Source organism: Phaeobacter sp. G2 (genome assembly GCA_025163595.1).
In the GTDB taxonomy this organism is placed as follows: domain Bacteria; phylum Pseudomonadota; class Alphaproteobacteria; order Rhodobacterales; family Rhodobacteraceae; genus Pseudophaeobacter.
Window position 1 is genome coordinate 2,661,762 of the sequence record CP104100.1, and the last position, 25,563, is coordinate 2,687,324.

The following is a 25,563-nucleotide window of genomic DNA, read 5'->3' on the forward strand; positions in this document are numbered from 1 at the left end:
GCAAGACCAAAGCCAAGGATCCCCCCTATGCCAATGCAAGCTCAAGAAATCGAAGACCTCCTGCGCCAGACCTTCCCGGATGCGGACATCCAGGTCGCAGGCCAGGACGGCGTGCACATGTCCGCCATGGTGATTGACGAGAGCTTTCGCGGCAAAAACCGGGTGCAGCAACAACGCGCGGTCTATGCCGCGCTCAAGGGTAAAATGGATGGCTCCAACGGCGAGCTTCACGCCCTTGCGCTAACCACAAAGGCGCCTGAGTGAGCACAATCTTGATCGTCATTGCTGCTCTGGCAGTGCTGGTGGTCTGGATTTATTTTGCACTCGAGCCATATATCGAACAAGACCGCGACAGGCGGAACTGCCGAAAGGAAAAGACAGATGAGCGACGCACAGACCCGCATCGACGAAACCGTAAAAGCCAATGACGTTGTGCTCTTCATGAAGGGCAACAAAGACATGCCCCAGTGCGGGTTTTCCTCGCGCGTGGCAGGCGTGCTGAACTATATCGGCGTGGACTACACCGATGTAAACGTGCTGGCCGACGAAGAAATCCGTTCGGGCATCAAGGAATATTCCGACTGGCCCACCATTCCGCAGCTCTACATCAAGGGTGAGTTTGTCGGCGGTTGTGACATCATCACCGAGATGACGCTGTCCGGTGAGTTGGACGGTATGTTTGCCGACAATGAAATCGCCTTTGACAAAGACGCCGCAGACAAGATCCGCGAAGCCAACGGCTAAACGGCAACCCACCCGGCCCGCATGTTCCTATTTAGGGCCGGGATCTGCACAGATAGAAAAGCCCCTTCCGGCAGATACCGGAAGGGGCTTTTTGTTGGTTTCAAGACATTTCCCCTAATACCCCAGGCCCCTATTCACCCAGGTCCACACAAATTCACGGGGGCTGCCCATGTTCACCTAACGCAGCCCAGGTTTATTCGGCTGCGGTTTTTTCTTCGATCTGTTGCGCCAAGGATTCGGCGCGGGCCGCCAGTTCGGCCAGGGCTTCGGGCACTTGTGGCGGCACCACTGGCACCTCGATGCGCTCAGGCTCTGGGGCGGGGGTGTTTTTCAACGCCTCCAGTTCCGCAACACGTTCTGCCAGTTCGGCCTCAACTTCTTTGATGCGATCCTCGACGGCGGCGGTTTTATCGGCCAGCATCAGACCGGCCATCAACAGCATCCGCGCCTCTGGCATGCGGCCAATCTGGTCCGACAAGACCTGGGCTTCGTCATCCAGCATCTTGGCGGCGGAATGCAGATAGCTTTCTTCGCCCAGCTGGCAGGAGACTTCAAATCCACGTCCACCGATATGAATGGTTACTTCTGGCATCAGGCTTCCTCCCCTTCCGGCAGATTTTGTTCTGGCAGGGTTTGTGCGCTGGCCAACAGCGGTTCCAGCTTGGCAAGCACCGCATTCACCTGCGCCTGATCATTGGCCTGGGCCGCGCGCAGGGCGTCGTTGGTGCTGCGTAGTTCATCATTGGCAAGGCGCAGCTCATCCAGCTGAGCCTGAAATTCATGTTCCTTGGGCACCACAGCTGCCGCCGCCTGGGCTTCGGCCAGCTGTGCTTTCAGTGCGATCATTTCCGCCGCAAGCGCCGCGTGATCCACTACGTCCCCCAGATCACCGGCGGCCTCCCCAGAGCCCTGCTCAAGCTGGGACATCAGCTGTTGATTGGCTGCTTTAAAGTCCGAGAGTTCGGTCTCCAGCGCTTCTTTTTCTGCGGCTAGACCGTTGCCTGTGCTTTCCAGCTCCCCCTTCAATCGGGTGATCTCCTGCTTCAAGGCATCCTTTTCATCGGTATTCCCGACCTCATTGCGGAGCAGTTCCAGCTCAGCCTGCAGCGCTTCCATGTCACCATTGTCGGCAGCCGGAGCAGCCTGCTCTGCCTCTTTGAGGCGGCTGTGCAGGATTTTCACCCGTTCCTCAAGCTGGGAATTGGCGGTTTTTTCTTCCTCCAGGGCCTGCTCCAGATCGGAATTATCCGCAGCGACCCGGGCGTCTTCTGTGGCCTTGGCGCGGGCCTGTTCCAGTTGTTCAACCCCGGCGCCGATCCGCGCCATGGCGGCCTGAATTCTACCCTGCAACTCTTCGATCTGCGTCATGCCTGTCCCTCACCCCTCATCACTTCTGCTGGTGTCTGCCTCTGTGTCCTGTGCGACGTCCTGTGCCACACCCGCTACCTGACTGCGCGAATCGCTTTACGCGCGTCACATTGCCAACAGCTTAACGAAGTCAGGAGTAAAACACCCCCTCTTTGCTTTCAAGCACTTGCAGTCATGACTTCGCCTACATGGCGGGGAATGGCGCAGAAAGCTTGATCTTTGGGCTGTCACTGCTATTGAGCGGCTAACCAGCCTGGTAACCCAAAGGAAAACTTCAGTGGATCTGACAGCCCTGCGCACCGCCAACCCCGACCATTGGAACAAGGCCGCCGCCATTCGCGCGCTCGCCCTTGACGCCGTCGCCGCCGCCAACTCCGGCCACACAGGTATGCCCATCGGCATGGCCGATGTCGCCACCGTGCTGTTTGAAAAGCACCTGAAGTTTGATGTCGCAGCCCCCCAGTGGCCAGACCGTGATCGCTTCATCCTTTCTGCCGGCCACGGCTCGATGCTGATCTACTCGCTTTTGTACCTCTGCGGCGACAAACAGGTGACACTGGACCAGATCAAAAATTTCCGCCAGATGGGCGCACTGACGGCGGGCCATCCGGAAAACTTCCTGCTCGACGCAGTTGAAACCACCACTGGCCCCCTGGGTCAGGGTATTTCCAATGCCGTGGGCTTTGCCATGGCCGAAGAAATGCAGCGCGCCCAATATGGCCGCAAGATCGTTGATCACCACACCTATGTCATCGCTGGCGACGGCTGCCTAATGGAAGGCATCAGCCAAGAGGCCATTGGCCTGGCTGGCCGTCATTCGCTGGGTAAACTGATTGTTCTGTGGGACAACAACAACATCACCATCGACGGCACGGTTGAGCTGTCGGATCGCACCAACCAGGTGCAGCGCTTCCGCGCCTCTGGCTGGCAAGTGATCGAGATCGACGGCCATGACCCTGTTGCCATCGACGAGGCGCTGACAGCGGCGAAGAAATCGAAGAAACCTTCGATGATCGCCTGCAAAACCCATATCGCCCTGGGCCATGCGGCACAGGATACCTCCAAGGGCCACGGCGCGCTCACCGACGCCGATCAGATGGCTGCGGCCAAGGCGGCCTATGGCTGGACAACCGGCCCGTTTGAGGTTCCTGCTGATATCAAATCCCAATGGGAAGCCATCGGCGCCCGTGGTGCGACAGAACGTGCCGCTTGGGACGCCCGCTTTGCCGAGGTGTCGCAGCAGAAACAGGACCGGTTCAACCGCGCCTATGCGCTGGACGCCCCCAAGAAGCTGTCGGCCACCATCAAGGCGCTGAAAAAGCAGGTGTCGGAGCAGCAGCCAAAGGTTGCCACCCGCAAGGCCTCTGAAATGGCGCTGGAAGTGATCAACCCGATCATGCACGAAACCGTTGGTGGCTCGGCTGATCTGACCGGATCCAACAATACCAAAACCGGCGATCTGGGCGTCTTTGACACCGATAACCGCAAGGGTCGCTATGTCTATTGGGGCATCCGCGAGCACGGTATGGCCGCCGCAATGAACGGCATGGTGCTGCACGGCGGTATCCGCGCCTATGGCGGCACCTTCTTCTGCTTCACCGACTATGCTCGCCCCGCCATGCGTCTGGCGGCGCTGTCCAAAATCCCGACAGTGTTTGTGATGACCCACGACAGCATCGGCGTTGGCGAAGATGGCCCAACCCACCAGCCGGTTGAGCATCTGGCAATCTGCCGCGCCACACCAAACACCTATGTGTTCCGCCCCGCGGACGCGGTTGAGGCGGCTGAGGCCTGGGAAGTGGCCCTCACCGAGAAGGACACCCCTTCGGTGATGACCCTGACCCGTCAGAACCTGCCGACCCTGCGGACCGAGCACAAGCTGAGCAACCTCACCTCCAAAGGCGCCTATGTGCTGGCCGAAGCGGAAGGCAAGCGTCAGGCGATCCTCATCGCCACCGGCTCTGAGGTGTCATTGGCGATGGAAGCCAAGGCCAAGCTGGAAGCGGAAGGCATCGGCACCCGCGTTGTATCCATGCCCTGCATGGAGCTGTTCGCCGCCCAGGATGAAGCCTACCGCCGCAAGGTGCTGCCCGCAGGCCCGGTACGGGTCGGCATCGAGGCCGCCATGCGTGCCGGCGGCTGGGATCGCTGGCTGATGGGCGAACGCGGCCAGGACAAAAAGGCCGGGTTTATCGGCATGGACCGCTTTGGCGCCTCTGCCCCAGCTGGTGAGTTGTTCGAAAAATTCGGCATCACCGCCGAGGCCACTGTCGCCAAGGTAAAAGAACTGTTGGGCTAAGCTATCGCAAGTTCTTAAATCTAAAGGGGCATCCGATTGGTTGCCCCTTTTTTTGGGTACATCGCTCACGAGGTACTTTTGCAGATGGAAAAATACTTCTTTGATCTTCCCGTTTATCGGCTGACTAAATCAAAATACTACAAGTGGAGAGACGAAACTCAAATTCGCCCACATGAAGAAAACTGGCTGTCCGTTCGGGGGCGGCCAATGCCCCAAGAGTCGAAGAATGCTCTGGACCAACACGTCTATGAAAAGTACGGGCCGTGGGAATTCAACGAAATCATAGGTTATATCCGGCTGTACTTTCTTGGCAGTCAAATCCGAGGAGACTACCTGAGCGCTGAAAAAAAGCGGAATCCAATTAGTCGTCGAAGGGTGTTCACTTATAGAACTCTAAAGTTAGCACCTGAGCATCAGATTTGGCCCGCGGACCAAAACAGCAACCAAGATATTTGGCGTGAAGTCCTAAGATACATTGCGAGTTGTGAGAGACAGCTCACAAAGGGAAGATTCATAGACTCTTCAAAACTGGAACTGCTTGGCCCTCACATAGATTGGCTATCCATTCTAGGTTGGAAGAAAGAAAACGAACAGAGTTAGCGTCCTACCCTTTCGCATTAAAACGTCCGACCACCGGCCCAATCACCTTGGTCGCCACCGGGATCAGCACCAATCCCCAGGCGACGCCAAAGACGCCGTCCATGGTGGCCTTGGCGCTCCACTCGGTAAATCCGGTCCAGGCTGCGGGTACCGCGTGGCCTGCTGCATAGGCGAGGTCATGGATATGGTGGCCGAGCCAGCCAAAGCCCAGAACTTCCAGCCCGTGAATGATAATGGATCCACCAACCCAAAGCATTGCGGCGGTGCCCACAACTGACAACAGCCACATCAGCACCGGCATGAATTTAACCAACCCACGCCCCAGACCACGCCCGACGGGGGTCGGTGCCCTGTTGGCCAGGAACAGGCCCACATCGTCCATCTTGACGATCAGCGCCACCGAACCATAGACCGCCAGCGTCACACCGATGGCCACCACCGCAAGGGTTGCCGCTTGAATCCAGACATTTGGCGCCTCAATTGCGGCAAGTGCGATGGTCATGATTTCTGCCGATAGGATAAAATCGGTCTTGATGGCACCTTTGATCTTTGCCTCCTCCAGATGACCGGGGTCTTTGATGGTCATATCCTGCGCGATTTCATGGCTGGCGTGGGGAAACAGCACGTGAAAGATCTTTTCCGCGCCCTCAAAACACAGGTAGCTACCGCCCAGCATCAACAAAGGCGTGATCGCCCAGGGAGCAAAATTTGCCAAGAGCATCGCCACGGGCATCAGCAGAATCAGCTTGTTGAACAGGGATCCGCGGGTAATGCGCCAGATGATTGGCAATTCGCGCGCCGGTGCAAAACCTTGCAGGTACTTTGGCGTCACCGCCGCGTCATCAATAATCACGCCCGCCGTTTTGGCCCCGGCCTTGCCGGCCGCAGCCGCCACATCGTCAACCGAGGTCGCCGCCACCTTGGCGATCGCTGCCACATCATCCAGCAAAGCCAGCAAACCGCTCATGTCACAAACCCTTATCTGTACCGCACATTTTCTTGCAACCTACCCTATCTGTGGCGGGTGACAAGCGTTAGCGCAACCGATCTGCGCCCGCTGATTTCCGTTAACGCCACCGGGTAAAACCGTTAACGCCACCAGCCAGGTTTTGCGCTAACATACTGTGTTTTCGCTATATTTGCCCCTTTAGCAGGAAACCAATGACGTCTATACGCGACACCAAGATTTGCTCGCCTGGAGATATGCACATGACCATCAAAGTCGGGATCAACGGTTTTGGCCGTATTGGCCGCTGCACCCTGTCACACATTGCCGCCTCTGGCCGTGACGACATTGAAGTGATCAAAGTCAACGCAACCGGCCCGCTGGACACGGCTGCCCATCTGATCAAATACGACTCCGTGCACGGACGCTTCCCGGGCGAGGTCTCCATCGGTGAAGGCACCATGAACCTGGGCCGCGGCGACATGCAGATGTTCTCGACCTACAACATGGATGAGCTGGACTGGTCCGGCTGTGACGTGGTTCTGGAATGCACCGGAAAATTCAATGACGGCGAAAAAGCCAAGGCTCACCTGGCGCGTGGGGCCAAAAAGGTGCTGCTGTCTGCGCCCGGCAAAAATGTCGACAAGACCATCGTTTTTGGCGTCAACGACAGTGAGCTTACAGCCTCTGACACTATGATCTCCAATGGCTCCTGCACCACTAACTGCCTGGCGCCCATTGCCAAGGTGCTGGATGACTCCTTTGGCATCGAACATGGCATCATGACCACCATCCACGCCTATACCGGTGATCAGCCAACCCTGGACCGTCGCCACTCGGATCTCTATCGCGCCCGCGCCGCGGCCATGTCGATGATCCCCACCTCAACTGGTGCTGCCAAGGCCCTGGGCGAGGTTCTGCCCAACCTGAAAGGCCGTCTGGACGGCTCTGCCATTCGGGTGCCCACGCCAAATGTTTCCGCTGTGGATCTGACCTTCCGCGCCAGCCGCGATGTCACCGTCGAGCAGATCAACGCCGCGATGCAGGAAGCTGCCGCCGGTCCGATGAAGGGCGTTCTGGGCTATGAGCCCGCGCCGCTGGTGTCGATTGATTTTAACCACTCCTCCGAGAGCTCGATCTTTGCACCGGATCAGACCCGCGTGGTCGAGGACCGCATGGTGCGGGTTCTGTCCTGGTATGACAACGAATGGGGCTTCTCTGTTCGTATGGCCGATGTTGCCGTCGCCATGGGGCGTTTGGTGTAAACCACCCCCGGATTTGAACGCAGAGCGCGCTAATGGCGTGTCGCTCTTGAGATTTCGCGCCCGCTCAGGCATATCTGAGCGGGCGTTATTCATTCTGGCGGAGCCTCATGACAAATAAGATTGCCATATGGCTTGGCCTGTTACTGGTGCTGGCAGTGGTCGCTGACCTTTTGCTGTTTGGTGGGGACAATTTGCTGTTTCTGGCGAAAAAGCTGTTCGAGCTGCTCGACTGGGTCGCCTTCTGGCGCTGAGCTCCCCTGCCCGTCCTGCTGAGGTCAGCCAAACCGAAGCTGGCCAAAACACCTCTGCCAAAACCACTCCGGCGGAAAAACGACAAAGGCGCAGCCCTGTGTCAAGCCGCGCCAAGCGTTGTTTTCATAGTTATGTCTTGGAGCTTTCTCCAAAGGCTGATGGCCGTTAGTCTGGATGACACCGGGCCGGCCGCCCTTGCCTAGCTCTCACCTAGATCTTGCCAAGCCGTTTTCGCAGCTCATCAAAGACCAATGGCGTGACAAACTTGGAAACATCCCCATCCAGGCGGGCAATTTCCTTGACCAGCTTGGAGGCGATCGCCTGATGCCGGGCCTCAGCCATCAAGAACACTGTTTCAACCGAGCTATCCAATACGCGGTTCATGCCAACCATTTGATATTCATACTCAAAGTCAGCAACAGCCCGAAGCCCCCGAACAATGATCTGGGCGCCAACATCGTGGGCACAATCAATCAACAGGTTTTCAAAGGGATGCACCACAATTTCAGTACCGGTCTGCTCGCTCAGCTTTGCGCATTCTGCCTCAATCATGATCACGCGCTCTTCCAGCGAGAACAAAGGCCCCTTGTCGCGGTTGATCGCAACCCCGATAACCAGCTTGTCCACCAGCGCACTGGCCCGGCGGATAATGTCGATATGACCCAATGTGATGGGATCAAACGTCCCTGGATACAAGCCGATGCGCATTGGCCTCTCCTGTCATGGTACTGTTTCGGTCTAAGCTCTTGCGCAGACCAAACATCTTAACCCCTGAGGACGCAAGAGGGGGAAAATACCCAAAGCGATATTCCCGCGCGTCATCTGGTCGCGACCCAACGTTTATCCGGGAATACGCCTGACCAGAAACCCGCACCAGCCGCAGCGGCCATCGCCGCTGCACGACAGGCGCCAGCGGAGCGTGACATCAATCTTGGGTGTCAGTGCCCCATGATCATGCCTTCCAGGGCATTTTTCTCCATGGCGATTTCGGCCAGCTGCGCCTTAACAACATCCCCCAAAGAGACCAGGCCCACCATTTCCCCGTCTTCAACCACTGGCATATGGCGGAAACGGCCCGTTGTCATCTGCTGCAGGATATCTTCGACGTTGGACTGGCGCGAGCAGGTTACCAGCTTTGTGGTCATATAGGCGCTGACAGGTTTGCCCAGGCAGCCTGAGCCGCTTTTGCCAAGCTCGCGGACAATATCTCGCTCTGACAAGATGCCTTCAGCTGTTTTGCCATCAGAAGAGACCACCACCGTGCCGATCCCCTTGTCCGAAAGCAGAGCTGCTGCATCGGCAACGGACGCATTGGGGGCCACTGTCACAACTGCGGCGCCCGCCTTGGACTTCAGAATCAATTGAACCAGCATATGCGCTCCTTTGGTAATTTTATTGCGTATTACCAAGCGTTGCCGCAACGCCGCGTCAAGTCAAGGCCTCCAGCCGGGCCACCTCCTCGCGGATGCCTTTGGTCAAGGCACGCGCAAAGCGGTTCAACCGCTCGCTGCGCTGGTCACCTTGGTGGCGTACCAGGTAGAAACTGCGGGTGAGACTGATCTTATCGGTGAGAACCTTGCGCAGCATACGATGGGCCGGCAGGGAAAAATCATGCGCCACACAAAGCGCCGTGCCCTGGGCCGCCAGCTTGATCTGTACTGACACCGAATTGGAGGCCAGCGCCACCCGTTCGACGCCGAGATTGCTGATGTAATCCAACTCCTGATCAAAAATCATGTCGGGAATATAGCCGATCATTTTGTGACCTTTGAGATCTTCGAGCTTTTTGATCGGCGGGTGTTTGCGCAAATAATGGTGTGAGCCCACCATATGCAGTTTATAATCCGTCAGCTTTTGCACCAGGAGCTGCCCCGCTGTGGGCGCACTCACCGTGACCGCCATATCCGCCTCGCGACGGCTCAGGTTGATCACCCGGGGCAAGGCGACGATCTGGATATCCAGATCCGGGTGCTCCTCACAGATCTGGGCACAGACCTGCGGCAGGATGTAATTGGCGCTGCCATCCGGCGCACCGATGCGGATCTGCCCTGACAGGGTATCGCTTGGCCCTGTAAGCGCCTCGGCCCCGGCGCGCATCGCCTGTTCTGCGGCCTCGGCATGAACCAAGAGACGGTCCCCCGAGGCGCTGAGCGCGTAGCCCTGAGGAGATTTGACAAAAAGAGGGGTTTCCAATGCAGCTTCAAAACGTGCAATGCGACGGCCCACCGTGGCAGGATCCATTTTCAAGATACGCCCGGCACCAGACAGGCTGGCCTCGCGGGCAACCGCCAAAAACACTTTCATATCATCCCATTGAGCATCCATCTGCGCGATCCCCTCAGTTTGATCGAGGCCAGACTGCCCCGTTAACCATTTGCGTTCCTGCAAACCCTATTTGAAATCTTTCCTCTTTTCCGTTGTTTTTTGCAAGCCTAAGCTCGCCGCAAGTCATCCATGAGGAGGTTTTTCTGATGCAAGAGCTCACCCACTACATCAACGGTGAACACGTCAAAGGCACGTCGGGCCGTTTTTCTGACGTCTTCAACCCCGCCACCGGCGAAGTGCAGGCCAAATGCCCACTGGCCAGCAAAGAAGAGATGGCGCAGGCCGTCGCGGTTGCCGCTGCTGCTCAGCCTGCTTGGGAAAAAGTGAACCCCCAGCGCCGCGCCCGCGTAATGATGAAATTTGTCGACCTGCTGAACCGCGATATGGACAAGCTGGCCGAAACCCTGTCGCGCGAGCACGGTAAAACCTTCCCCGACGCCAAAGGCGACATCCAGCGTGGTCTGGAAGTTGTAGAATACTGCATCGGCGCGCCACAGCTGCTGAAAGGTGAATTCACCGACAGCGCCGGCCCCGGCATCGACATGTATTCCATGCGTCAGGCCCTGGGCGTGACCGCGGGTATCACCCCGTTCAACTTCCCAGCGATGATCCCCATGTGGATGTTTGCCCCGGCCATCGCCTGCGGCAATGCCTTCATCCTGAAACCATCCGAGCGTGACCCATCGGTGCCTTTGATGCTGGCGGAACTGCTGGAAGAAGCAGGCCTGCCAAAAGGCATCATTCAGGTTGTGAACGGCGACAAAGAAGCCGTGGATGCGATTCTTTATGATGACACCATCCAGTCGGTTGGCTTTGTCGGCTCGACCCCAATCGCCGAATACATCTACGGCACCGGCTGTGCCCAGGGTAAGCGCGTTCAGTGCTTTGGCGGCGCCAAGAACCACATGATCATCATGCCCGATGCCGATCTTGATCAGGCGGCTGACGCCCTGATCGGTGCCGGTTACGGTGCTGCTGGCGAACGCTGCATGGCAATCTCGGTTGCGGTTCCTGTTGGCAAAGAGACCGCTGACAAGCTGATCGAAAAGCTTATCCCCCGTGTCGAGACCCTCAAGGTTGGCCCCTATACCGCCGGCGACGATGTCGATTACGGCCCGGTTGTGACCGCAGCTGCCAAAGCCAATATCGAGCGTCTGGTTCAAACTGGTGTTGATCAGGGCGCCGATCTGGTTGTCGATGGCCGTGACTTTAGCCTGCAGGGCTATGAGGATGGCTTCTTTGTTGGCCCCAGCCTGTTTGACAATGTCACCACCGATATGGACATCTACAAGCAGGAAATCTTTGGCCCGGTTCTGTCCACCGTGCGCGCCGAAACCTATGAAGAAGCGCTGTCCTACGCGATGGATCACGAATACGGCAACGGCACCGCGATCTACACCCGCGATGGCGACACCGCCCGTGACTTTGCCAACCGGATCAACATCGGCATGATCGGTATCAACGTGCCAATTCCTGTGCCACTGGCCTACCACACCTTTGGTGGCTGGAAAAAATCCGCCTTTGGCGATTTGAACCAGCACGGTCCGGATGCGTTCAAATTCTACACGCGCACCAAAACCATCACCTCGCGCTGGCCCTCGGGCATCCGTGAAGGCGGTGAGTTCAACTTTAAAGCAATGGACTAAACCCCAGCTTAAATGAACAAAAAGAAAGAGCCCCGATGCATTTCGGGGCTCTTTTTTGGTCTCAACACCCGACACAGATGCAACAATTCGAATGAATACGAAAAAGTGATCTGCGCGGGGCTTTTCACCTCTGCGCAACATCCCATATGGGTACAGTAACCATAAAACAGCGAGCAGTGTGACCAACCCATGTCTTCAAAACCTATCCATCGCCGCGCTGCCCTTCTGGGGCTTGGTGCATCTCTGGCCACTCCGGCATTGCTGCGGGCGCAGTCCAGCGACGCATTTCCGCAAAATGAAGATCCGATTTCAGATCAGCACACGGTTCAGCGCAATATTTCCTCGTTCCAGCAACAAAACTGGCAGGATCATTTTGACGAACTTGGAATTGGGTGCCTGCTGGCGGATGTCACATCGCGGGCAGTACACTACTGGGGCGGTGATGGCGAAACCTATCGGCTTTATCCTTCCTCGGTGCCTATGTCAGAAGAGCTGACCAAACGCGGCTATACCAAGGTGATCCGCAAGGCCGAAAACCCCAGCTGGACGCCGACCGCAAATATGCGGGAACGTGACCCGACGCTGCCACTGCGCATGGAAGGTGGCCCCGGCAACCCGCTTGGCACCCGCGCCATGTACCTGAGCTGGCCGGCCTATCTGGTGCACGGCACCCATGACACCCGCAAAATCGGACGGCAGAGCTCCTCCGGCTGTATTGGTCTGTACAATCAGCATGTTGAGCAGCTCTACCCGCTGGTTAAGGTGGGCACTCAGGTGCGTATTCTGTAATCCTCAGTAGCAACCTTCTGCAGCTGGACCTGCCTGCCTGGCACCAGGCCCAGCTGTAACACACCGCCTATCGGGCTTTTTTCTTTGGCGAAGTAGGCTCTTCCCCCAAGAACAGATGTTTCGGCGCCTGTCCTGATCGCTGTCGTGTAACGGCTTTTTCCATCAGATCCTGGAAATCCTGAAGATAGGATTCTGAATCATAAAGCGGCGTGGTCCAGAGATTATCCTTCAGACGCTGTTTGATTTGCCCCAGAGCATCTGGATCTTGGGCCAGTTTGAGCGCCAGATCAAAATAGTCTTCAGCGCTTTGAGTGATCAAATCCTCGCAGCCGATCGCGGTAAGCAGGCTGGCCGCGACACGCGAGGCAAACTGCTCCCCTGGTTTTGTGATCAAGGGCACCCCAGACCACAGGGTCTCGCTGGCCGTGGTATGAGCACAGCAATTGAACGTATCCAAAAACAGATCCGCCTGAGGCAATCGTGCAAGATGCGCCTTGATGCTTACCCGACCTGCAAAAACCAAACGCTCTGGTCCAATGCCCCTGGCTGCTGCTTCATCGGTGAGGTTCTTTTTCTGGTGCTCGCTGGGCGCCAGTATCCACAGCACACTATCGGGCACCGCATGCAAAAGCCGCATCCAGATATCATACTCAACCGGTGTGACCTTATTGGGGTTGTTCAGGCTGCAAAAGATGAATTTGTCCTCTGGCAACCCAAGCTCTGCTTTGGATGGAATCACATCCGGGTGCGGGCGCAGATTGTCGTTCGCCTGGTAACATTTTGGCATATATATGATTTTTTCGTTGAAAAATCGACGATTCTTAGCCGGGACCGTCACTGGATCCCCAACGAAATAGTCCATGTTGGATATGCCGCTGGTGCCTGGATAGCCGAGATATGAAACCTGAGTAGGAGCGACCCGCTGGGAAAAGATCAGTGGGCGGCAGCCTTTGGTATAGACTTTCATATCAACGGCAATATCCAATCCATCAGCGCGGGCCCGTTCTGCGGCTTGCGTATCAGTCATGCCCGCCAAAGAGACATAGGATTGTGCGTTAGATCTAATTTGGCGACCAAAATCGGTATCAACCAACTCCTGCAAGTCATAGAGAAAGACTTCAAAGCGATCCAGGTCATGGTTTTCAAAGAATTTCCCCAGCAGGAACATCGTGGCGTGGTTATGGAAATCCGAAGAAAAATATCCAATCCGAATTTTCTCACCAGGTGGCACTTGCGGTTTGAACTTATCGTTTTTCAGTACATTCTTTTGCAGTGAGCGGTCGCGGTGAATCAGATGGCTTTTGTGCAATCCCGGCGCATCAGTCAGCGACAAGATGTTAAAGGGATTGCCCAAAGTATTCGCCTGCTCCAGGACTTTCAGCATGTCCGGGAGGTTTGGAAAAAAACTCCAGTCACTTTCCGCCAAACTTAAGTTGAACAAATTGGAGATCGCCGGAACATTGGCAGGGTCGACAGCCAGAGCCGCCTGATAGAACCCTTTGGCATCATGGGGCTTTCCCCAGCCCTCCAGTGTATTCCCAATAGTGACAAGTATCTCTGAATTCTGCGGCTCAAGAGCCAAACCCTGGGTGAGATGCTTCAAAGCCTCAAGATAGTTCCCGCTTTGTGAGAAAGATTTTGCCAGGTACAGGTAAAAGCGGGCCTCTGTCGGGAATTGTTCCACGCCTTGCTGCGAAAGTTGACCAACTTTGGTGTATTCGTTGTTCACCCTTGCCAGCAAAATATCCTTGTACAACAGATGCGATTCCAGTTGCCCAGCAGCCTTCTGATCGACCACGGAATTTTTGCTGTGCTTACGCCCTGAACGACCTGATGCCGGCGCGCCCTTGCGGCCTAGAAATCTCTGAGACTCAACCAAAGCCGTTTTGCTACCCGCATTTTTACCAAGATCTAAAGAGAAAGTGTTCTTGTCCAACTTTTGCCCCATGTGTGATGTCCGCTGCGGATTTGCGTCTGTAGTGACCTGGGGCAACCTTAGGACAAACCTGGTTAATTCCATGTTACTGTCCCTATGCGTGCACAGGGCGCAGAGAATGCCTCTTCTGGACTGCAGGCGGATTGTCGGAGGAGCCTCGCGGCGGTTCTCACATGGTCTCTATAGTCTTCAACCCAGAGAGCCCCACACTGGGTGTCACCCCGAACACGATACCTGCTGTTCGCGCCAGATGTGCAGCGTCTGCAAAGCCTGCTTCTATTCCAGCATGGCCAATTCTCTCACCCGCGTGTGCACTGCGCGTGGCCGCAACAAGGGCGGCCCAAATCTTGAACCGTCGAAAGGTTTGTCCGGTGGTTGCTTTGAAGTGTCTCAGCGCTTGGGTACGTTCCAGACCAAGCGCTGAGGCCAGATCCGTCTGCGACAAACGGGTGAACGGTGCCAAATAAAGCTCATTCACGATCTCCATGACGCTTTGGTCAGGGGGCAAACGGTCCTGCTCAAGCCTGCTACGAAAGGTATTGAGGGCGGCATAATCCTGGAGGTCGAAGGCACGCGCCAGCCCGCGCCATTCAGATGTGAGCGGCATAAACGGCGCGCGATCCGTGCCAAGGCGGACGCCATCCAGGTAAATGATGTCAGCGCCGCCTTTGGGCACGGCCACACGGTGCGAAACATCGGCTTTGATACAGATAATCTGCGCTGTAACCAGATCACAGCCATCTGAGACGACCACAGGGTGCTGATTCCCGATGATGATGCAGGTCATCAGGTTTTTGTGACCTGCAAGTTCACCTTCCTCAAAGGAGAAGCGGTGATTGTGGAAACTGTGAACTGGCATCGGCATTAACCGCTCTTACTGGTCATCACTGGGTCTCTTACCTTGGTGGTTAGCGGTCTGCCCAGTCTCCCACCCCCTGATACAATCATCAACTGTGCACCCAGGGGCATCGCCAATTGCTTGCACGTTCTTTCAAGCAACAAACCAAAAACCGGCACATAACCAGGGCAATCAAAGCCACTCGGGGGATAAGAAATGGACGGAGCCTGCCAAATGACACCACTCACCCACCTGCGACAGGAAGAAAGGCCATGAACCGTCTCATTGGTAGAGTTCTGGCCTGTGTCCTGGCTCTGGGCGTGATCAGCGCCACAGCCTGGACGATGATGCCAGTGCAGGTCGCGGGGGTTTTGATTGGTCTGAACAACCTGTCAGCGGGCCTGTCCGCCAAGACGGTTCAAACGGATATCGGTGAAATCCACTACCTCGAAGGCGGGCACGGTGAGACGATACTACTTGTACATGGTATCTACGCCCGCAAAGAGCATTGGGTCGATGTGATGCGGTCCCTTGTTGACGATTACCATGTGATCGCGATTGACCTTCCAGGGTTTGGCGACAATGCAAAACTGCCTGACGGGCAGTACACCCTTGACCAACAGCAAGAAAATTTGCTGTCCGTTTTACAGGCACTGGAGCTGAACCATGTGCATATTGCTGCAAACTCAATGGGCGCCTATGTGGCGGCATTGCTGGCTGCAAAGCGCCCTGATTTGATGGCGAGTTTTGCCTTTATCGGCAGCCCCCTTGGGGTGGCGACCCCGATCAAGAGCGATATGGATATCGCTCGCGCCCAAGGGGACACCCCCCTGGTGGTGCAAAACGCGGCTGACTTTGTAAATCGCAACGCCTGGCTGGCGCCCGAGATGCCCTATGTGCCACAGCCGATCCTGCACAGTTGGATGCAAAGCGAAGTCGCCACCCCAGACCACAATGCCCGGGTTTGGGATGTTGTTCACAATCAATCCTCTGTGCCGACGCTGCTGGAACTGGCCAAAGCCCTGCCCATGCCAGCGCTGGTGGTCTGGTGTCGCCCGGATCGTATCTTTCACGTCAGTGGCGCGCCTCTTCTTGACCAGGCCTTGCCTGTTTCAACCCTGGCGCAGCTTGATCAATGTGGTCACCTTCCGATGCTGGATCAGCCCGACAGGGTCGCCGAAATTTATCAGGCATTTCTTGCGGTCGCCAAGGCGCCGCGCAAAACCGCTGAACCCCCAAAGTCACCGCCGTGAAACAGCGGTCTGAAACTTGCAACACACCAACGGGCAGCTGCACTGTATATGGGTCAATTGAACATGTCTGCATAAGGCGCTCGGTGCTTGCTGCTGCCAAGATTACGGCCCTGCGGATTCACGCAGGGCGGGACAAAACAACCATCCGGCTAAGGACGCTTTAGGTCTGCGCTCCCTGCAACCGTTAATGTAGCGCCTTTGACAGATACTCCATCAAGGCCCGTACCCGCCGCGGCTGCACCGCGCCAGCGGGGTAAACCATTTGCAGTGCACTTGCCTCTGCAGCAAAGGTTTCAAGCAACTCGACAAGGCGGCCCGCCTTCAGATCATCTCGGACATCCCATTCTGACTTCAGGGCCACTCCGTAGCCACTGAGGCACCATTCCCGAATGAGACTGCCGTCATTGGCAATCCGATTACCATAGACACGGCAGGCGCGCTTTTCGCCATTGACCGTAAAGGTCCAATCCTGATCCGTAATGGCACCGAACCGCATGATGAGGCAGTTGTGATGTGCCAGATCATCCGGATGGCGGGGCGTCCCGTTCAGCTTCAGATATTCCGGAGCCGCACAGACAAGGCGACGGTTCACGCCCAGCTTACGCGATTTCATGCTGCTGTCGGCAAGCTCGCCAAATCGTAAGGCCAGATCGATGCCCTGCCCGACCAGATCGACATAGCCATCGCTGAGTGTAAGGTCGATTGTGATTTCGGGGTTCTGCTCCATAAAGCGATCAAGCAACGGGACAATCAGATTGCGGCCCAGATCGCTCGGCGCGCTCAGATGGATCCGTCCTGAAATTTTCTCGACACCCAGCTTTATCCGCGCCTCGGTCTCTTCGGCTTCCGCCAATATGCGTCGCGCTCCGATTATGAGCTCTCGGCCTTCATCTGTCAGGCTGATCGAGCGGGTCGTTCGCGTCAGCAAACCTGCACCGTAATAGGTTTCAAGCGCTGCAAGCCTGTCTGTGACCGTCGCCGGGGAAAGCCCGATCTCGCGCCCAGCTGCGGCGAGCCCGCCTTTTTCAACGATCAGGAGGAAAAGCCTGAGATTTTCGATAAGCATGATCGCCCTCACATTATACGGAACCACCGAATTATCATTTTGATATTTACCCAATTATTCAGCCGATGGACAGGCTGTAGATCATGACCAACGAAAGGAGGTCATCATGCACCTTGACCACATCACCATCCGCACCCGCGATCTGCCCGGTACCAGGTCTTTCTTGCTTGAGGTTTTTGACGCGCTTGAAGAACGCGAACGTCCACAGGCGATCCGGCGCATTCCAGGACATTGGCTCTATGCGCACGACAAGCCCATCGTTCACCTGATTGGTGCGCGGGGCTATGGCGTTGATAGCGCGGCAGAGGCCTATGACCATGTGGGCATCCAGCTCGACGATTACAGCGCATTCCGTGCCAGGCTGGAAGCACTGAATATCCCCTACTCAAAGATGGATCTCGCCGAGCTGGGCGAGCGGCGACTGTTCTTGCGAACCCCATCCGGCCCGCTGATCGAGGCCGTCTTTCATGAGCCCAACGCTATCTCTTCGCCATCGACATCGATGGTGGCGCAGCCATCAACTGAACAAATCCGTCCCGGATAGGACCGAAGCCATGTCACCAAAATCAAAAATGCCGCGACAGGTCTGGGTATTGACCCTCGCAGCTTTCGCCATCGGCACCGCAGAGTTTGTGATTGCCGGTATTCTTACGCAGGTTGCCGAAAGCCTGGATATTTCGGAGGGGCAAGCGGGACATTTGATCACCGCCTATGCCTTGGCCATCGTCATTGGTGGCCCTATCCTGACCCTATGGCTGGCGCGCTACCGCAAGCGGGTTGTGCTGATCGGGTTGATGGCATTGTTCGTGGTCTCCAACCTGATCACCGCATTTTCGGCTGATTACACCACCCTGATGATCAGCCGCGTCATGGCTGGCCTGACACAGGGACCATTCTACGGCATCGGAGCGGTGGTTGCGACGCGACTGGTCGCCAAGAACATGGAGGGCCAGGCGGTTGGTCAGATGTTTGCGGGCCTGACGCTGGCAAATGTGCTTGGCGTTCCCGGCGGGGCATGGATCGGCAATATTTTCGGCTGGAACGCCACCTTTATTGTTGTCGCCGCCCTAGGGGCAATCGCCACTGCCGCAATTGCGATTGCCATCCCGCCGCAGGGTGCTGAAGAACCCAAATCTGTCCGCTCACAGATTGGCGCGTTCCGCAATCCGCAACTGCTGGCCAGCTTGCTCATCACAACACTGGGTTGGGTCGGTTTCATGACGTTTTACGGATATATCGCCCCGATCGCCGAGCAGGTTGCAGGGTTTGAGCGATCCTCCCTGACATGGATCCTGGTCATCGTCGGCCTGGGCCTGGTTTTGGGCAACACCCTTGGCGGCAAAACCGCTGACAAGAACCTGAGCGCATCGCTGATCGGATGGCCCCTGGCAATGAGTGTCGCCCTGATCGTCGTCGGTTTGGTGGCGTCGCAACCCTATCTGTTCGTTGCCGCCTCCTTTGTCTTTGGCGTGGTGTCCTTTGCCAACGTGCCGCCCATGCAGATGCGGGTCATGAAACACGGCGGCGATGCCCCAGAGCTGGCCGCGACGGCGAACATATCGGCCTTTAATATCGCCAACGCCCTGGGCGGGATTATCGGCGGCGTCGTTGTCGATAGCACATGGGGGCCGGGATACATTCCCTTCGCCGCCATCATCGTCCCCGCAATCGGCCTGCTCTTCATCATCTGGCAGGAATGGAAATCCCCTTCCGTTTCGGTCGCAGCTTAACCCCAAACCTCAAGGGAATTTCACATGAAAGCCGTAGGTTTCACCCACTACCTGCCCGTCGAGGATACCAACGCGTTCCTTGATCTGGAAATCGATAAACCAGCACCCAAAGGCCACGACATTCTTGTCGCCGTCAAGGCCGTCGCCATTAACCCGGTTGATACAAAGGTGCGGGCACCAAAGGACAAGGTTGAGGATCAAGCGCGTATCATCGGCTATGACGCCTCCGGCGTGGTCGAGGCAGTCGGCTCTGCGGTGACGCTCTTCAAGCCCGGCGATGAGGTTTATTATGCGGGCGACATCACCCGCTCCGGCACCAACGCTGAATTCCATCTTGTCGATGAGCGTATCGTCGGGCGCAGGCCCGCATCCCTGTCCCACGCCGAGGCCGCGGCATTGCCGCTGACCACGATCACCGCCTACGAAGCGTTCTTTGATCGCCTCGGCATTGATCGCGACGGCGCTGATGGGGGGCAATCCATCCTGATCATCGGTGCCGGTGGTGGTGTCGGCTCCATCGGTATTCAGCTTGCCAAACTGGCTGGCCTGAAGGTCCTTGCCACAGCCTCACGCCCCGAAACCTCGGCCTGGGTGCAGGAACTTGGTGCGGATCATGTGGTGAATCACCGCGCAGATTTGGTGGCGCAGATCCGTGCACTGGGGCTTCAGCATGTGGATCATATCGCAATCTTCAACGACATGCGCCATTGGGAGACGGCCGTCGAGCTGATCCGCCCGCAAGGTGGCATTGTGTCGATTGACGATACTGATCTGCCGATGCCGATGGGCGGGATGAAGATGAAGGCGGCGAGCCTGCATTGGGAGTTCATGTTTGCCAGATCAATGCACCAGACCCACGATATGGTCGAGCAGCACAAACTGCTGACATACGTCGCGGGTCAAATCGACGCGGGAAAGATCAAGACAACCGTGTCAAAACGGATATCACCCATCAACGCCACCAATATGCGCGAAGCACACCGGCTGGTTGAAACGGGTCAAGCCAAAGGCAAAATCGTGCTTGAGGGCTTTTGACAACGCGTGCGGAGTGGGAAAACCCGCTCCGCACGACCTCATGTCGGCAAAGCCTCCATTGGCGCGCGCCCTGCAGCATCGATCCCATTGGGCTGACTGTTGCCTTGGCAGTGCAATGATCCCCCACCTGGGCAGTGCTCGTTGCTGTCTCGGGTGGCTGCGCTCAAAGCTGTCTTGCCCCCCCTCATCGTCGCCCATATGAACTCGAAAGAAGCAAGGTTTTGCCCCGCTTCTGGAGCCGCAACAGGGTTGCATCAGCTTTGCTGTCTTTCTGGACGCAAACGCGTACTTTGGTGACTGACGTATTTTGCTTTACGCCACCTGCGGTTTACTGCCAAAGTTCAAGAAAATGATTTTACTCGGCGCTGAACGTAGTGCGCGTGTTCTCCGCCGTTCTATTTTGAACGGTTTCAGAACATGTCGCGGTGAGGCTAAGAGGTACAACCAATTTCTTGAGAGGCTTTACCAATGCCCAAAAAGTCTGCCCAACAGTCCAAGGCCGAAGCCGCCGAGCTGACCAAACTGATCACAAAGATGCGTAAGAAGGAGCATAACTTTGCGCTGACGCTGGGCAAAGAAGGCGGAGTTGTCTTGGCCGCAGACCCCAAAAAAGCCGCGAGCGTTATGTGGCGTGAGGCCAAGGCGAATGGCGGAACGGCAAAGGGCTGTATGGGCGTTGCCACGGTCGAGGGTAAGGTCATTCAGTTTCGCCCGGAAGGCGGAGACGAACCTCCTAAAGCATTGTATGTGGGTACAAAGAAATACCTCAAAGATCTAGGGCTGTCCTTCAAAGTTGCCTTTGTTCTTGGCGACGGTTCGGTGATTGGCGATCCATTGGACGATGAGGACGACGCGGAACAAGCCACTGTTGATCCCGCGCCGAACGATGCGACGCCGGACGCCGCAAATGCCGACGCGAACGACCATGCGGACCGGATTGCCACGGTCAAAGACCAGATCAAAGCCTTGGCCCCGAGGGTCGGTGCGCTTGCACAGGCAGGCAACCCGGCAGCTGCAAAACTGACGGCGGCTCTCAAATCCGCGATTGCCTCCCTGAATGCTGGCGAGGTCGAGCAAGCGCAAAAGCTGGTCGAGAAGCTGCCCTCGGTTTTGGACAGACTCGAAGGCGCGCCCCCCGTCACCCCCGCCGCGCCCGGCGGCGCGTCCACCGGGGACACCGATGCCATTCGCCAAAAGCTGGAGACGGCATTTGAACCCATCGCGCAGAACCTCGACACCCTGAAAGATCAGGCCGGGGACAAGATCGCCAATAAGGCGGACCAAATATCGACCATGTTCTGGCAAGTCATGGACGCCGGAGATTGGAAAAAGGCGGCCAACCTCATCAAAATGGCCAAGATGTTTGCCGATAAGGAAATGTCCGCGCAGGCAAAAAAGGCAACTGAGCCAGAAACCGAACTGGCGTCTGGAATTCTCTCCGGCATCAAAGATGCGATGGGAGATGTTGCAGATGCCGTGGGCGATGTCGTCGACACCGTCACAGACGTGGTGGAAAACGTCGCCGATGCGGTGTCTGATGCGGTCGATGGCGCCATAGATGCGGCCGATGATTTTATCGACAGCATGACTGAAAGTGGCCGCAAAAAACTTGAACTTCAGGCACTTGGCTTTAGCGAATCCGACCAGGATCGGATCGTCGCCGAGCTTGCCAACAACCCCAACGCCATGCGCGATGCAAAGGCGGCGCTGGTCGATGGTATGACCATCACACCCGATCAGAAAACCGCCCTGAAATCCATCGCCGGAGGCAATGCACGCACTTTTGAAGCTCTGGTCAAGCTGGCGCAGGCCGACCCGACCAGCTTTGCCGCTGCAACGGAGACGATGAAAAAGCTGGATGCAGACGGCCCGCTGGACGTGACACCTGCTGGAATTCAGGCGACACGCGACGCGCGCGCTGCGGCCCATGCCGAAGAAAAAGCCGCAACAATTGCGGTACAGAACGCAAAAAATGCAATCGACGCACTAAAAGCCGGACCCGCCCAAGGATCTGGATGGGAGACCGCCCAAACAGCCGCAGCCGATGCACAAACGGCTTGGGCAGAGTTCAACGCCGCACTGCCAGAACCCAATGAGATGACCGAAACGCAGCGCAACGAGGCCATGCTGCGCGGTATTCAGCTTGATCAACTTCGCAAGGACGCGGCGGCCGCTTTGGTAGAGGCGGAAAAAGCGGAAAAAGCGGCGGCGGCACAAGCGCTCATCGAGGCACAGGCCGCGCAACAGAAGGCGAAGGCCGATCAAGCCGCCCAACTTGAAACCCTGAAGGTACAGGATGCCAAACGCGGTATGCTTGATGCGCTGACATTTGGGCGCCTGTCGCCAAACGCCAAGCCGCAGATCCCCGCCGAGGACAAGGCAAAGTTCTTGGAGGTCTTTTCCAAGGATGGTCAGTTGGCCCGCAATGCGCTGGACCTCGCCGCGCACTCCCCGGACCCGTCGGTGATTGCTCAAAATGCTGGGTTCGTTGCCGACAAGATGCTGGATGGGTTTGCCGCGCCTTCTGGCGACAAGCTCGATCTGCCGGAAGCAGATATGCGTACGATGGCCACCAACGCACTGCGCTTGGGCGCAACCCAAGGCCAAGAGTATTTCGACGGGTTTGCGACCTATCTGGACAGCGGCGCACAGTTACAGCCTGACCCGCATGGCGGGATGAGCAAACCCCTGGACGATCACGCTCAGGAGCGCCAACGCAAGAACAAGATCGCGCTTTCCCGCACACAGGCAATGAGTTCGGCGGTTATCGGACAAGACGGCGCTGTCAGCTTTGACACGCCCAAGGCAAAACAGGCGATGGATCACATGATGTTCCACCCCGGGAGCCTGACAAACTTCACCCCGCATATGACCGACAAGATGACAGAGGTGAAATCCTTGTTCGCGGATGAAGCGACAAAGGAAGATGCGCAACGAGTCATTGACGCTACCGCGCTGCCTGCCCCCGATGCGGCGGGCCGCGTGGGGGCATTGAAAATCGTTGCGGGCACGTCTGGCAAAGACCCCGGTGCGGTGACGGACGCCGATGCCAAAGCCTCGGTTATTGCGGCCATGATGACACCGCTGAGCCAGGGGCCGGTTGGCTCGTGCTTCTCGACGGCGCCAGTGCGCGGTATCCGCGAAACCGACCCGATGCGCGCCATGGATGAATTCAGCAAGCTGGCGACCACCGGGATGTACACGACGCCGGATGGCAAGACATATCCAGCCAACGTCAATCCGCCCAAGGGAGAAAACCCGCTGATGCGCAGCTGGGAATACTCGGTGGCGACCGCAGCCGCAGAAATGGCAACCAGCCGTGAGCACAAGAAGCTCAGCGGAGCGCTGAAAAAACCTCAGACGTTTTCAGGTATCAAAGACGCGATCCCACTGACCGAATGGAATTCCTCAACCAACCCGGACACAGGGCTGGTCGTGCCGGGTGTGTCAGCGAAGCTGCGCAAGGCGATCACCCAACAGCTGAAGTTTGAGTACAATGCGGGCCCCGAAGTGGGCGCAGTTGGCGGCGGTGGAGACGGAAGCTCCACCGATGGTGGTTACCAGGTGACATACAAGGGTGCAGCACTTGCCAGCGAGGCTGATTTCATGGCCGCGATGCGCGACATTGCACTGACCGCAACCGGATATTCAGCCACAAGCGACGAAGGCAAAGCTGTTGTTGCTGTGATTGAAGACCCCAAGTTCGCCGATACCATCCTAAACGCCTACAGCACCGCCGATCCCAAAAAGAAACGCAAAGACCGGATCGCGCCCTGGAACATGGCGGGGGGTGGTTTTGAGGACCAAACCGAACGCGTGCTGCAAGGGGGCACCCCCTCCATCAACAAAATCTTGCCCAAATCAGGGCTGCCCTCGACGCGGTCAGGCCGGACCGAGAAGGTGATCGGATCAATACTTAACCTCGGTTCCACCAAGCCGACTGATATGAAACTCATCTCGACGCGCGGCGACAACGCAAACCACGCCTTCAACGCGTTGCCGGGCCACCCGAGCCAGGACAAGATCCGCGACCCGGACTCGGACGCCAAGATCAAACGCGAGCTGATTGATCCGGGCAAGGCATTGGCCAGCACAAAACTGCCAACCGATCAGGCCGCGCGCATGTATGACGATCAGTTGCGGGCCCTGCTGGCCGGGGCGGATGCCGACATGCGAGATATCTTGGCAGATGCCTTCAAACGCAGACCAATCGAACCCATGACGCCAGGTGAGTTGAAGGCTAAGGTGGAAACTGAACTGGCCGCCTACCGCGCGACTGAAGCGCAGCGCCGAGCCAAAAATTGGATCGCCGCCAATCGTCCTAGCGCGGATGCAAAGCTCCAGAAACGTGTTTTGGATTTCTTCGTCGCCCAGGTCGACAAAGGAACCTCCGGGGATATTCAGGCAGCCCTGATGCAGGCGCTGCCGGTGCCCGAAGTGGTTATCGCCGATACGAATTGGGGTGGTCCGGAAGGTCAGACCTTTTTTGTCGCGGCACCCGACCCGGTCACTGGCGATCTGGTCATGTGGAAGAAAGACGCGTTCACCGGGCGCATGACACCGGCCGGACAAAACTGGGAAGATTCGAACTGGTATGAAGTAAAATGAAGACACAGCGCCCCCATAGGAACGCCCACCTAAATCTGGAGATCCCACATGGCTGATTTGTTGCCCCCCGTCGAGCTTGCGTTTTCCGTCACCGGGACTCCGATCGTGATCATCGCGCAAACCGAGGTGTCATCGCCGACCCAATTGTCGCAAGCAGCGCCCGCGCTGTCAGACCCCAAATGGGCTTTTGCCTACGCTCAAATGGTCAATCATATTGTCCAAGGCGACGATTTCGAACTGATCATCAAGCCGGAAGAATTCCAGCAACGCTACATGGAGCGCTACAATGCGGAAGACCCGAACGAAGAAGTGGGTCCCGGCACTATTCGCCTGCACAATTTTGGGATCCCTGACTTTGCAGCAATCCACCAGCCAATGAAAAATGGCGATGAGCTGATTTTCTTCGTGGAGAATATGTTCATGGGCATTCCTTACAGGGTCACGATGACTGAAGGCAGTGCACCGAACTACTATCCTGTCGCCATGGTGGAATAACCACTGACACGCGAGGCCAACGGAACCTGGGCACCACTGCGGACCACCACCCAGGTCCACCGGCCTTGCAGGGCCTAGACTTTCACCCTCTGCTCCGCGCAATGATCACTTCGGGCTGGGCAGATAGCCCTCGACCGCTGAGATGCCGCGTGACAAGCGGTCATTGGTTAGGCTTGCAGCTATATTTACAGGTGAATGTCCGCTGAGCGGACAGAGTTGTCGTTGCCCCTTCAGCCTGAACAGGATTAGAATGGAGTCGTGCAGCCGACGGTGAGGATTGACTAGCGTCGCATTGGTGTAGGCTCATCCGTGCAATTGGCTCGACGTTCGACTTAACGCCGACTACCAAAAGCGAAACTACCGGCTTG

The 25,563-nt window shown here is 57.0% G+C and carries 22 protein-coding genes; 13 read left to right on the forward strand and 9 right to left on the reverse strand.

All coding sequences use genetic code 11. The annotated features are described in order from the left end of the window. Positions 1–27 precede the first annotated feature (27 nt). Positions 28–264 (forward strand): BolA/IbaG family iron-sulfur metabolism protein, encoded by a 237-nt coding sequence (locus tag N1037_12660; protein ID UWS78136.1) that lies wholly within the window; start codon positions 28–30, stop codon positions 262–264. A 117-nt stretch (positions 265–381) separates the two neighbouring features. Then, positions 382–744 (forward strand): Grx4 family monothiol glutaredoxin, encoded by a 363-nt coding sequence (gene grxD / locus N1037_12665; GenBank protein ID UWS78137.1) that lies wholly within the window; start codon positions 382–384, stop codon positions 742–744. Positions 745–937: 193 nt separating this feature from the next. Here grxD and N1037_12670 read toward each other — a convergent pair whose 3' ends face one another. After that, the gene (locus N1037_12670) at positions 938–1,336 is read right to left on the reverse strand and encodes a cell division protein ZapA (protein UWS78138.1); all 399 of its coding nucleotides are present in this window, start codon (positions 1,334–1,336) and stop codon (positions 938–940) included. Beyond that, positions 1,336–2,112 carry a colicin transporter gene (locus N1037_12675; GenBank protein UWS78139.1) on the reverse strand — a complete coding sequence of 259 codons (777 nt, stop codon included), beginning with the start codon at positions 2,110–2,112 and terminating at the stop codon, positions 1,336–1,338. Before N1037_12675 ends, N1037_12670 begins: the two co-directional genes overlap by 1 nt. 277 nt (positions 2,113–2,389) lie before the next feature. On the opposite strand from N1037_12675, the gene tkt reads away from it, so the two are divergent. After that, the gene (gene tkt / locus N1037_12680; protein UWS78140.1) at positions 2,390–4,411 is read left to right on the forward strand and encodes a transketolase; all 2,022 of its coding nucleotides are present in this window, start codon (positions 2,390–2,392) and stop codon (positions 4,409–4,411) included. Between the two features lie 604 nt (positions 4,412–5,015). Here the strand turns inward: tkt and N1037_12685 are convergent. Beyond that, on the reverse strand, positions 5,016–5,978 hold the full coding sequence (locus N1037_12685) for a DUF808 domain-containing protein (GenBank protein UWS78141.1): 963 nt from the start codon (positions 5,976–5,978) through the stop codon (positions 5,016–5,018). A 242-nt stretch (positions 5,979–6,220) separates the two neighbouring features. On the opposite strand from N1037_12685, the gene gap reads away from it, so the two are divergent. Continuing rightward, complete coding sequence (gene gap / locus N1037_12690) at positions 6,221–7,222, forward strand: type I glyceraldehyde-3-phosphate dehydrogenase (GenBank protein UWS78142.1); 1,002 nt, start codon at positions 6,221–6,223, stop codon at positions 7,220–7,222. A gap of 107 nt (positions 7,223–7,329) precedes the next feature. Further along, a complete protein-coding gene (locus N1037_12695) occupies positions 7,330–7,473 on the forward strand; it encodes a glyceraldehyde-3-phosphate dehydrogenase (GenBank protein UWS78143.1) in 144 nt (47 codons plus the stop codon). Between the two features lie 211 nt (positions 7,474–7,684). On the opposite strand, the gene coaD is transcribed toward N1037_12695, so the two are convergent. The 3 genes from coaD to N1037_12710 all read right to left on the reverse strand — a co-directional run bounded on the left by coaD (position 7,685) and on the right by N1037_12710 (position 9,799). Then, a complete protein-coding gene (coaD, locus tag N1037_12700; GenBank protein ID UWS78144.1) occupies positions 7,685–8,182 on the reverse strand; it encodes a pantetheine-phosphate adenylyltransferase in 498 nt (165 codons plus the stop codon). Between the two features lie 230 nt (positions 8,183–8,412). Further along, a complete protein-coding gene (locus N1037_12705) occupies positions 8,413–8,847 on the reverse strand; it encodes a CBS domain-containing protein (protein ID UWS78145.1) in 435 nt (144 codons plus the stop codon). A 55-nt stretch (positions 8,848–8,902) separates the two neighbouring features. Beyond that, a complete protein-coding gene (locus N1037_12710; GenBank protein ID UWS78146.1) occupies positions 8,903–9,799 on the reverse strand; it encodes a LysR family transcriptional regulator in 897 nt (298 codons plus the stop codon). A gap of 146 nt (positions 9,800–9,945) precedes the next feature. On the opposite strand from N1037_12710, the gene N1037_12715 reads away from it, so the two are divergent. Beyond that, positions 9,946–11,445, forward strand: a complete 1,500-nt coding sequence (locus tag N1037_12715; GenBank protein UWS78147.1) for a CoA-acylating methylmalonate-semialdehyde dehydrogenase — start codon at positions 9,946–9,948, stop codon at positions 11,443–11,445. Between the two features lie 189 nt (positions 11,446–11,634). Next, positions 11,635–12,234, forward strand: coding sequence for a L,D-transpeptidase (locus N1037_12720; protein ID UWS78148.1), 600 nt, complete (start codon positions 11,635–11,637; stop codon positions 12,232–12,234). 67 nt (positions 12,235–12,301) lie between these two features. On the opposite strand, the gene N1037_12725 is transcribed toward N1037_12720, so the two are convergent. Continuing rightward, complete coding sequence (locus N1037_12725; GenBank protein UWS78149.1) at positions 12,302–14,182, reverse strand: UDP-N-acetylglucosamine-peptide N-acetylglucosaminyltransferase; 1,881 nt, start codon at positions 14,180–14,182, stop codon at positions 12,302–12,304. 157 nt (positions 14,183–14,339) lie between these two features. Then, a complete protein-coding gene (locus N1037_12730; protein ID UWS78150.1) occupies positions 14,340–15,035 on the reverse strand; it encodes an AraC family transcriptional regulator in 696 nt (231 codons plus the stop codon). A gap of 245 nt (positions 15,036–15,280) precedes the next feature. On the opposite strand from N1037_12730, the gene N1037_12735 reads away from it, so the two are divergent. Further along, positions 15,281–16,261, forward strand: a complete 981-nt coding sequence (locus N1037_12735) for an alpha/beta hydrolase (protein ID UWS78151.1) — start codon at positions 15,281–15,283, stop codon at positions 16,259–16,261. Between the two features lie 184 nt (positions 16,262–16,445). On the opposite strand, the gene N1037_12740 is transcribed toward N1037_12735, so the two are convergent. After that, the gene (locus N1037_12740; GenBank protein ID UWS78152.1) at positions 16,446–17,327 is read right to left on the reverse strand and encodes a LysR family transcriptional regulator; all 882 of its coding nucleotides are present in this window, start codon (positions 17,325–17,327) and stop codon (positions 16,446–16,448) included. A gap of 106 nt (positions 17,328–17,433) precedes the next feature. Between N1037_12740 and N1037_12745 the strand changes: the two genes are divergently transcribed. The 5 genes from N1037_12745 to N1037_12765 all read left to right on the forward strand — a co-directional run bounded on the left by N1037_12745 (position 17,434) and on the right by N1037_12765 (position 25,195). Next, on the forward strand, positions 17,434–17,871 hold the full coding sequence (locus tag N1037_12745; protein ID UWS78153.1) for a glyoxalase: 438 nt from the start codon (positions 17,434–17,436) through the stop codon (positions 17,869–17,871). 10 nt (positions 17,872–17,881) lie between these two features. Then, positions 17,882–19,057, forward strand: coding sequence for an MFS transporter (locus N1037_12750; GenBank protein UWS78154.1), 1,176 nt, complete (start codon positions 17,882–17,884; stop codon positions 19,055–19,057). 24 nt (positions 19,058–19,081) lie between these two features. Beyond that, positions 19,082–20,092: a zinc-binding alcohol dehydrogenase family protein gene (locus N1037_12755; GenBank protein UWS78155.1), complete on the forward strand. Its 1,011-nt coding sequence runs from the start codon at positions 19,082–19,084 to the stop codon at positions 20,090–20,092. Positions 20,093–20,560: 468 nt separating this feature from the next. Then, positions 20,561–24,700: a hypothetical protein gene (locus N1037_12760; protein UWS78156.1), complete on the forward strand. Its 4,140-nt coding sequence runs from the start codon at positions 20,561–20,563 to the stop codon at positions 24,698–24,700. Between the two features lie 48 nt (positions 24,701–24,748). Continuing rightward, a complete protein-coding gene (locus tag N1037_12765) occupies positions 24,749–25,195 on the forward strand; it encodes a hypothetical protein (protein ID UWS78157.1) in 447 nt (148 codons plus the stop codon). Positions 25,196–25,563: the final 368 nt, after the last annotated feature.

Bases quoted from the DNA above. Each gene is read 5' to 3' on its own strand.
- N1037_12660 (UWS78136.1), top strand. From the start codon at position 28: ATGCCAATGCAAGCTCAAGAAATCGAAGACCTCCTGCGCCAGACCTTC.
- grxD (UWS78137.1), top strand. From the start codon at position 382: ATGAGCGACGCACAGACCCGCATCGACGAAACCGTAAAAGCCAATGAC.
- N1037_12670 (UWS78138.1), bottom strand. From the start codon at position 1,336: ATGCCAGAAGTAACCATTCATATCGGTGGACGTGGATTTGAAGTCTCC.
- N1037_12675 (UWS78139.1), bottom strand. From the start codon at position 2,112: ATGACGCAGATCGAAGAGTTGCAGGGTAGAATTCAGGCCGCCATGGCG.
- N1037_12685 (UWS78141.1), bottom strand. From the start codon at position 5,978: ATGAGCGGTTTGCTGGCTTTGCTGGATGATGTGGCAGCGATCGCCAAG.
- gap (UWS78142.1), top strand. From the start codon at position 6,221: ATGACCATCAAAGTCGGGATCAACGGTTTTGGCCGTATTGGCCGCTGC.
- N1037_12695 (UWS78143.1), top strand. From the start codon at position 7,330: ATGACAAATAAGATTGCCATATGGCTTGGCCTGTTACTGGTGCTGGCA.
- coaD (UWS78144.1), bottom strand. From the start codon at position 8,182: ATGCGCATCGGCTTGTATCCAGGGACGTTTGATCCCATCACATTGGGT.
- N1037_12705 (UWS78145.1), bottom strand. From the start codon at position 8,847: ATGCTGGTTCAATTGATTCTGAAGTCCAAGGCGGGCGCCGCAGTTGTG.
- N1037_12710 (UWS78146.1), bottom strand. From the start codon at position 9,799: ATGGATGCTCAATGGGATGATATGAAAGTGTTTTTGGCGGTTGCCCGC.
- N1037_12715 (UWS78147.1), top strand. From the start codon at position 9,946: ATGCAAGAGCTCACCCACTACATCAACGGTGAACACGTCAAAGGCACG.
- N1037_12720 (UWS78148.1), top strand. From the start codon at position 11,635: ATGTCTTCAAAACCTATCCATCGCCGCGCTGCCCTTCTGGGGCTTGGT.
- N1037_12725 (UWS78149.1), bottom strand. From the start codon at position 14,182: ATGGGGCAAAAGTTGGACAAGAACACTTTCTCTTTAGATCTTGGTAAA.
- N1037_12730 (UWS78150.1), bottom strand. From the start codon at position 15,035: ATGCCGATGCCAGTTCACAGTTTCCACAATCACCGCTTCTCCTTTGAG.
- N1037_12735 (UWS78151.1), top strand. From the start codon at position 15,281: ATGAACCGTCTCATTGGTAGAGTTCTGGCCTGTGTCCTGGCTCTGGGC.
- N1037_12740 (UWS78152.1), bottom strand. From the start codon at position 17,327: ATGCTTATCGAAAATCTCAGGCTTTTCCTCCTGATCGTTGAAAAAGGC.
- N1037_12745 (UWS78153.1), top strand. From the start codon at position 17,434: ATGCACCTTGACCACATCACCATCCGCACCCGCGATCTGCCCGGTACC.
- N1037_12750 (UWS78154.1), top strand. From the start codon at position 17,882: ATGTCACCAAAATCAAAAATGCCGCGACAGGTCTGGGTATTGACCCTC.
- N1037_12755 (UWS78155.1), top strand. From the start codon at position 19,082: ATGAAAGCCGTAGGTTTCACCCACTACCTGCCCGTCGAGGATACCAAC.
- N1037_12760 (UWS78156.1), top strand. From the start codon at position 20,561: ATGCCCAAAAAGTCTGCCCAACAGTCCAAGGCCGAAGCCGCCGAGCTG.
- N1037_12765 (UWS78157.1), top strand. From the start codon at position 24,749: ATGGCTGATTTGTTGCCCCCCGTCGAGCTTGCGTTTTCCGTCACCGGG.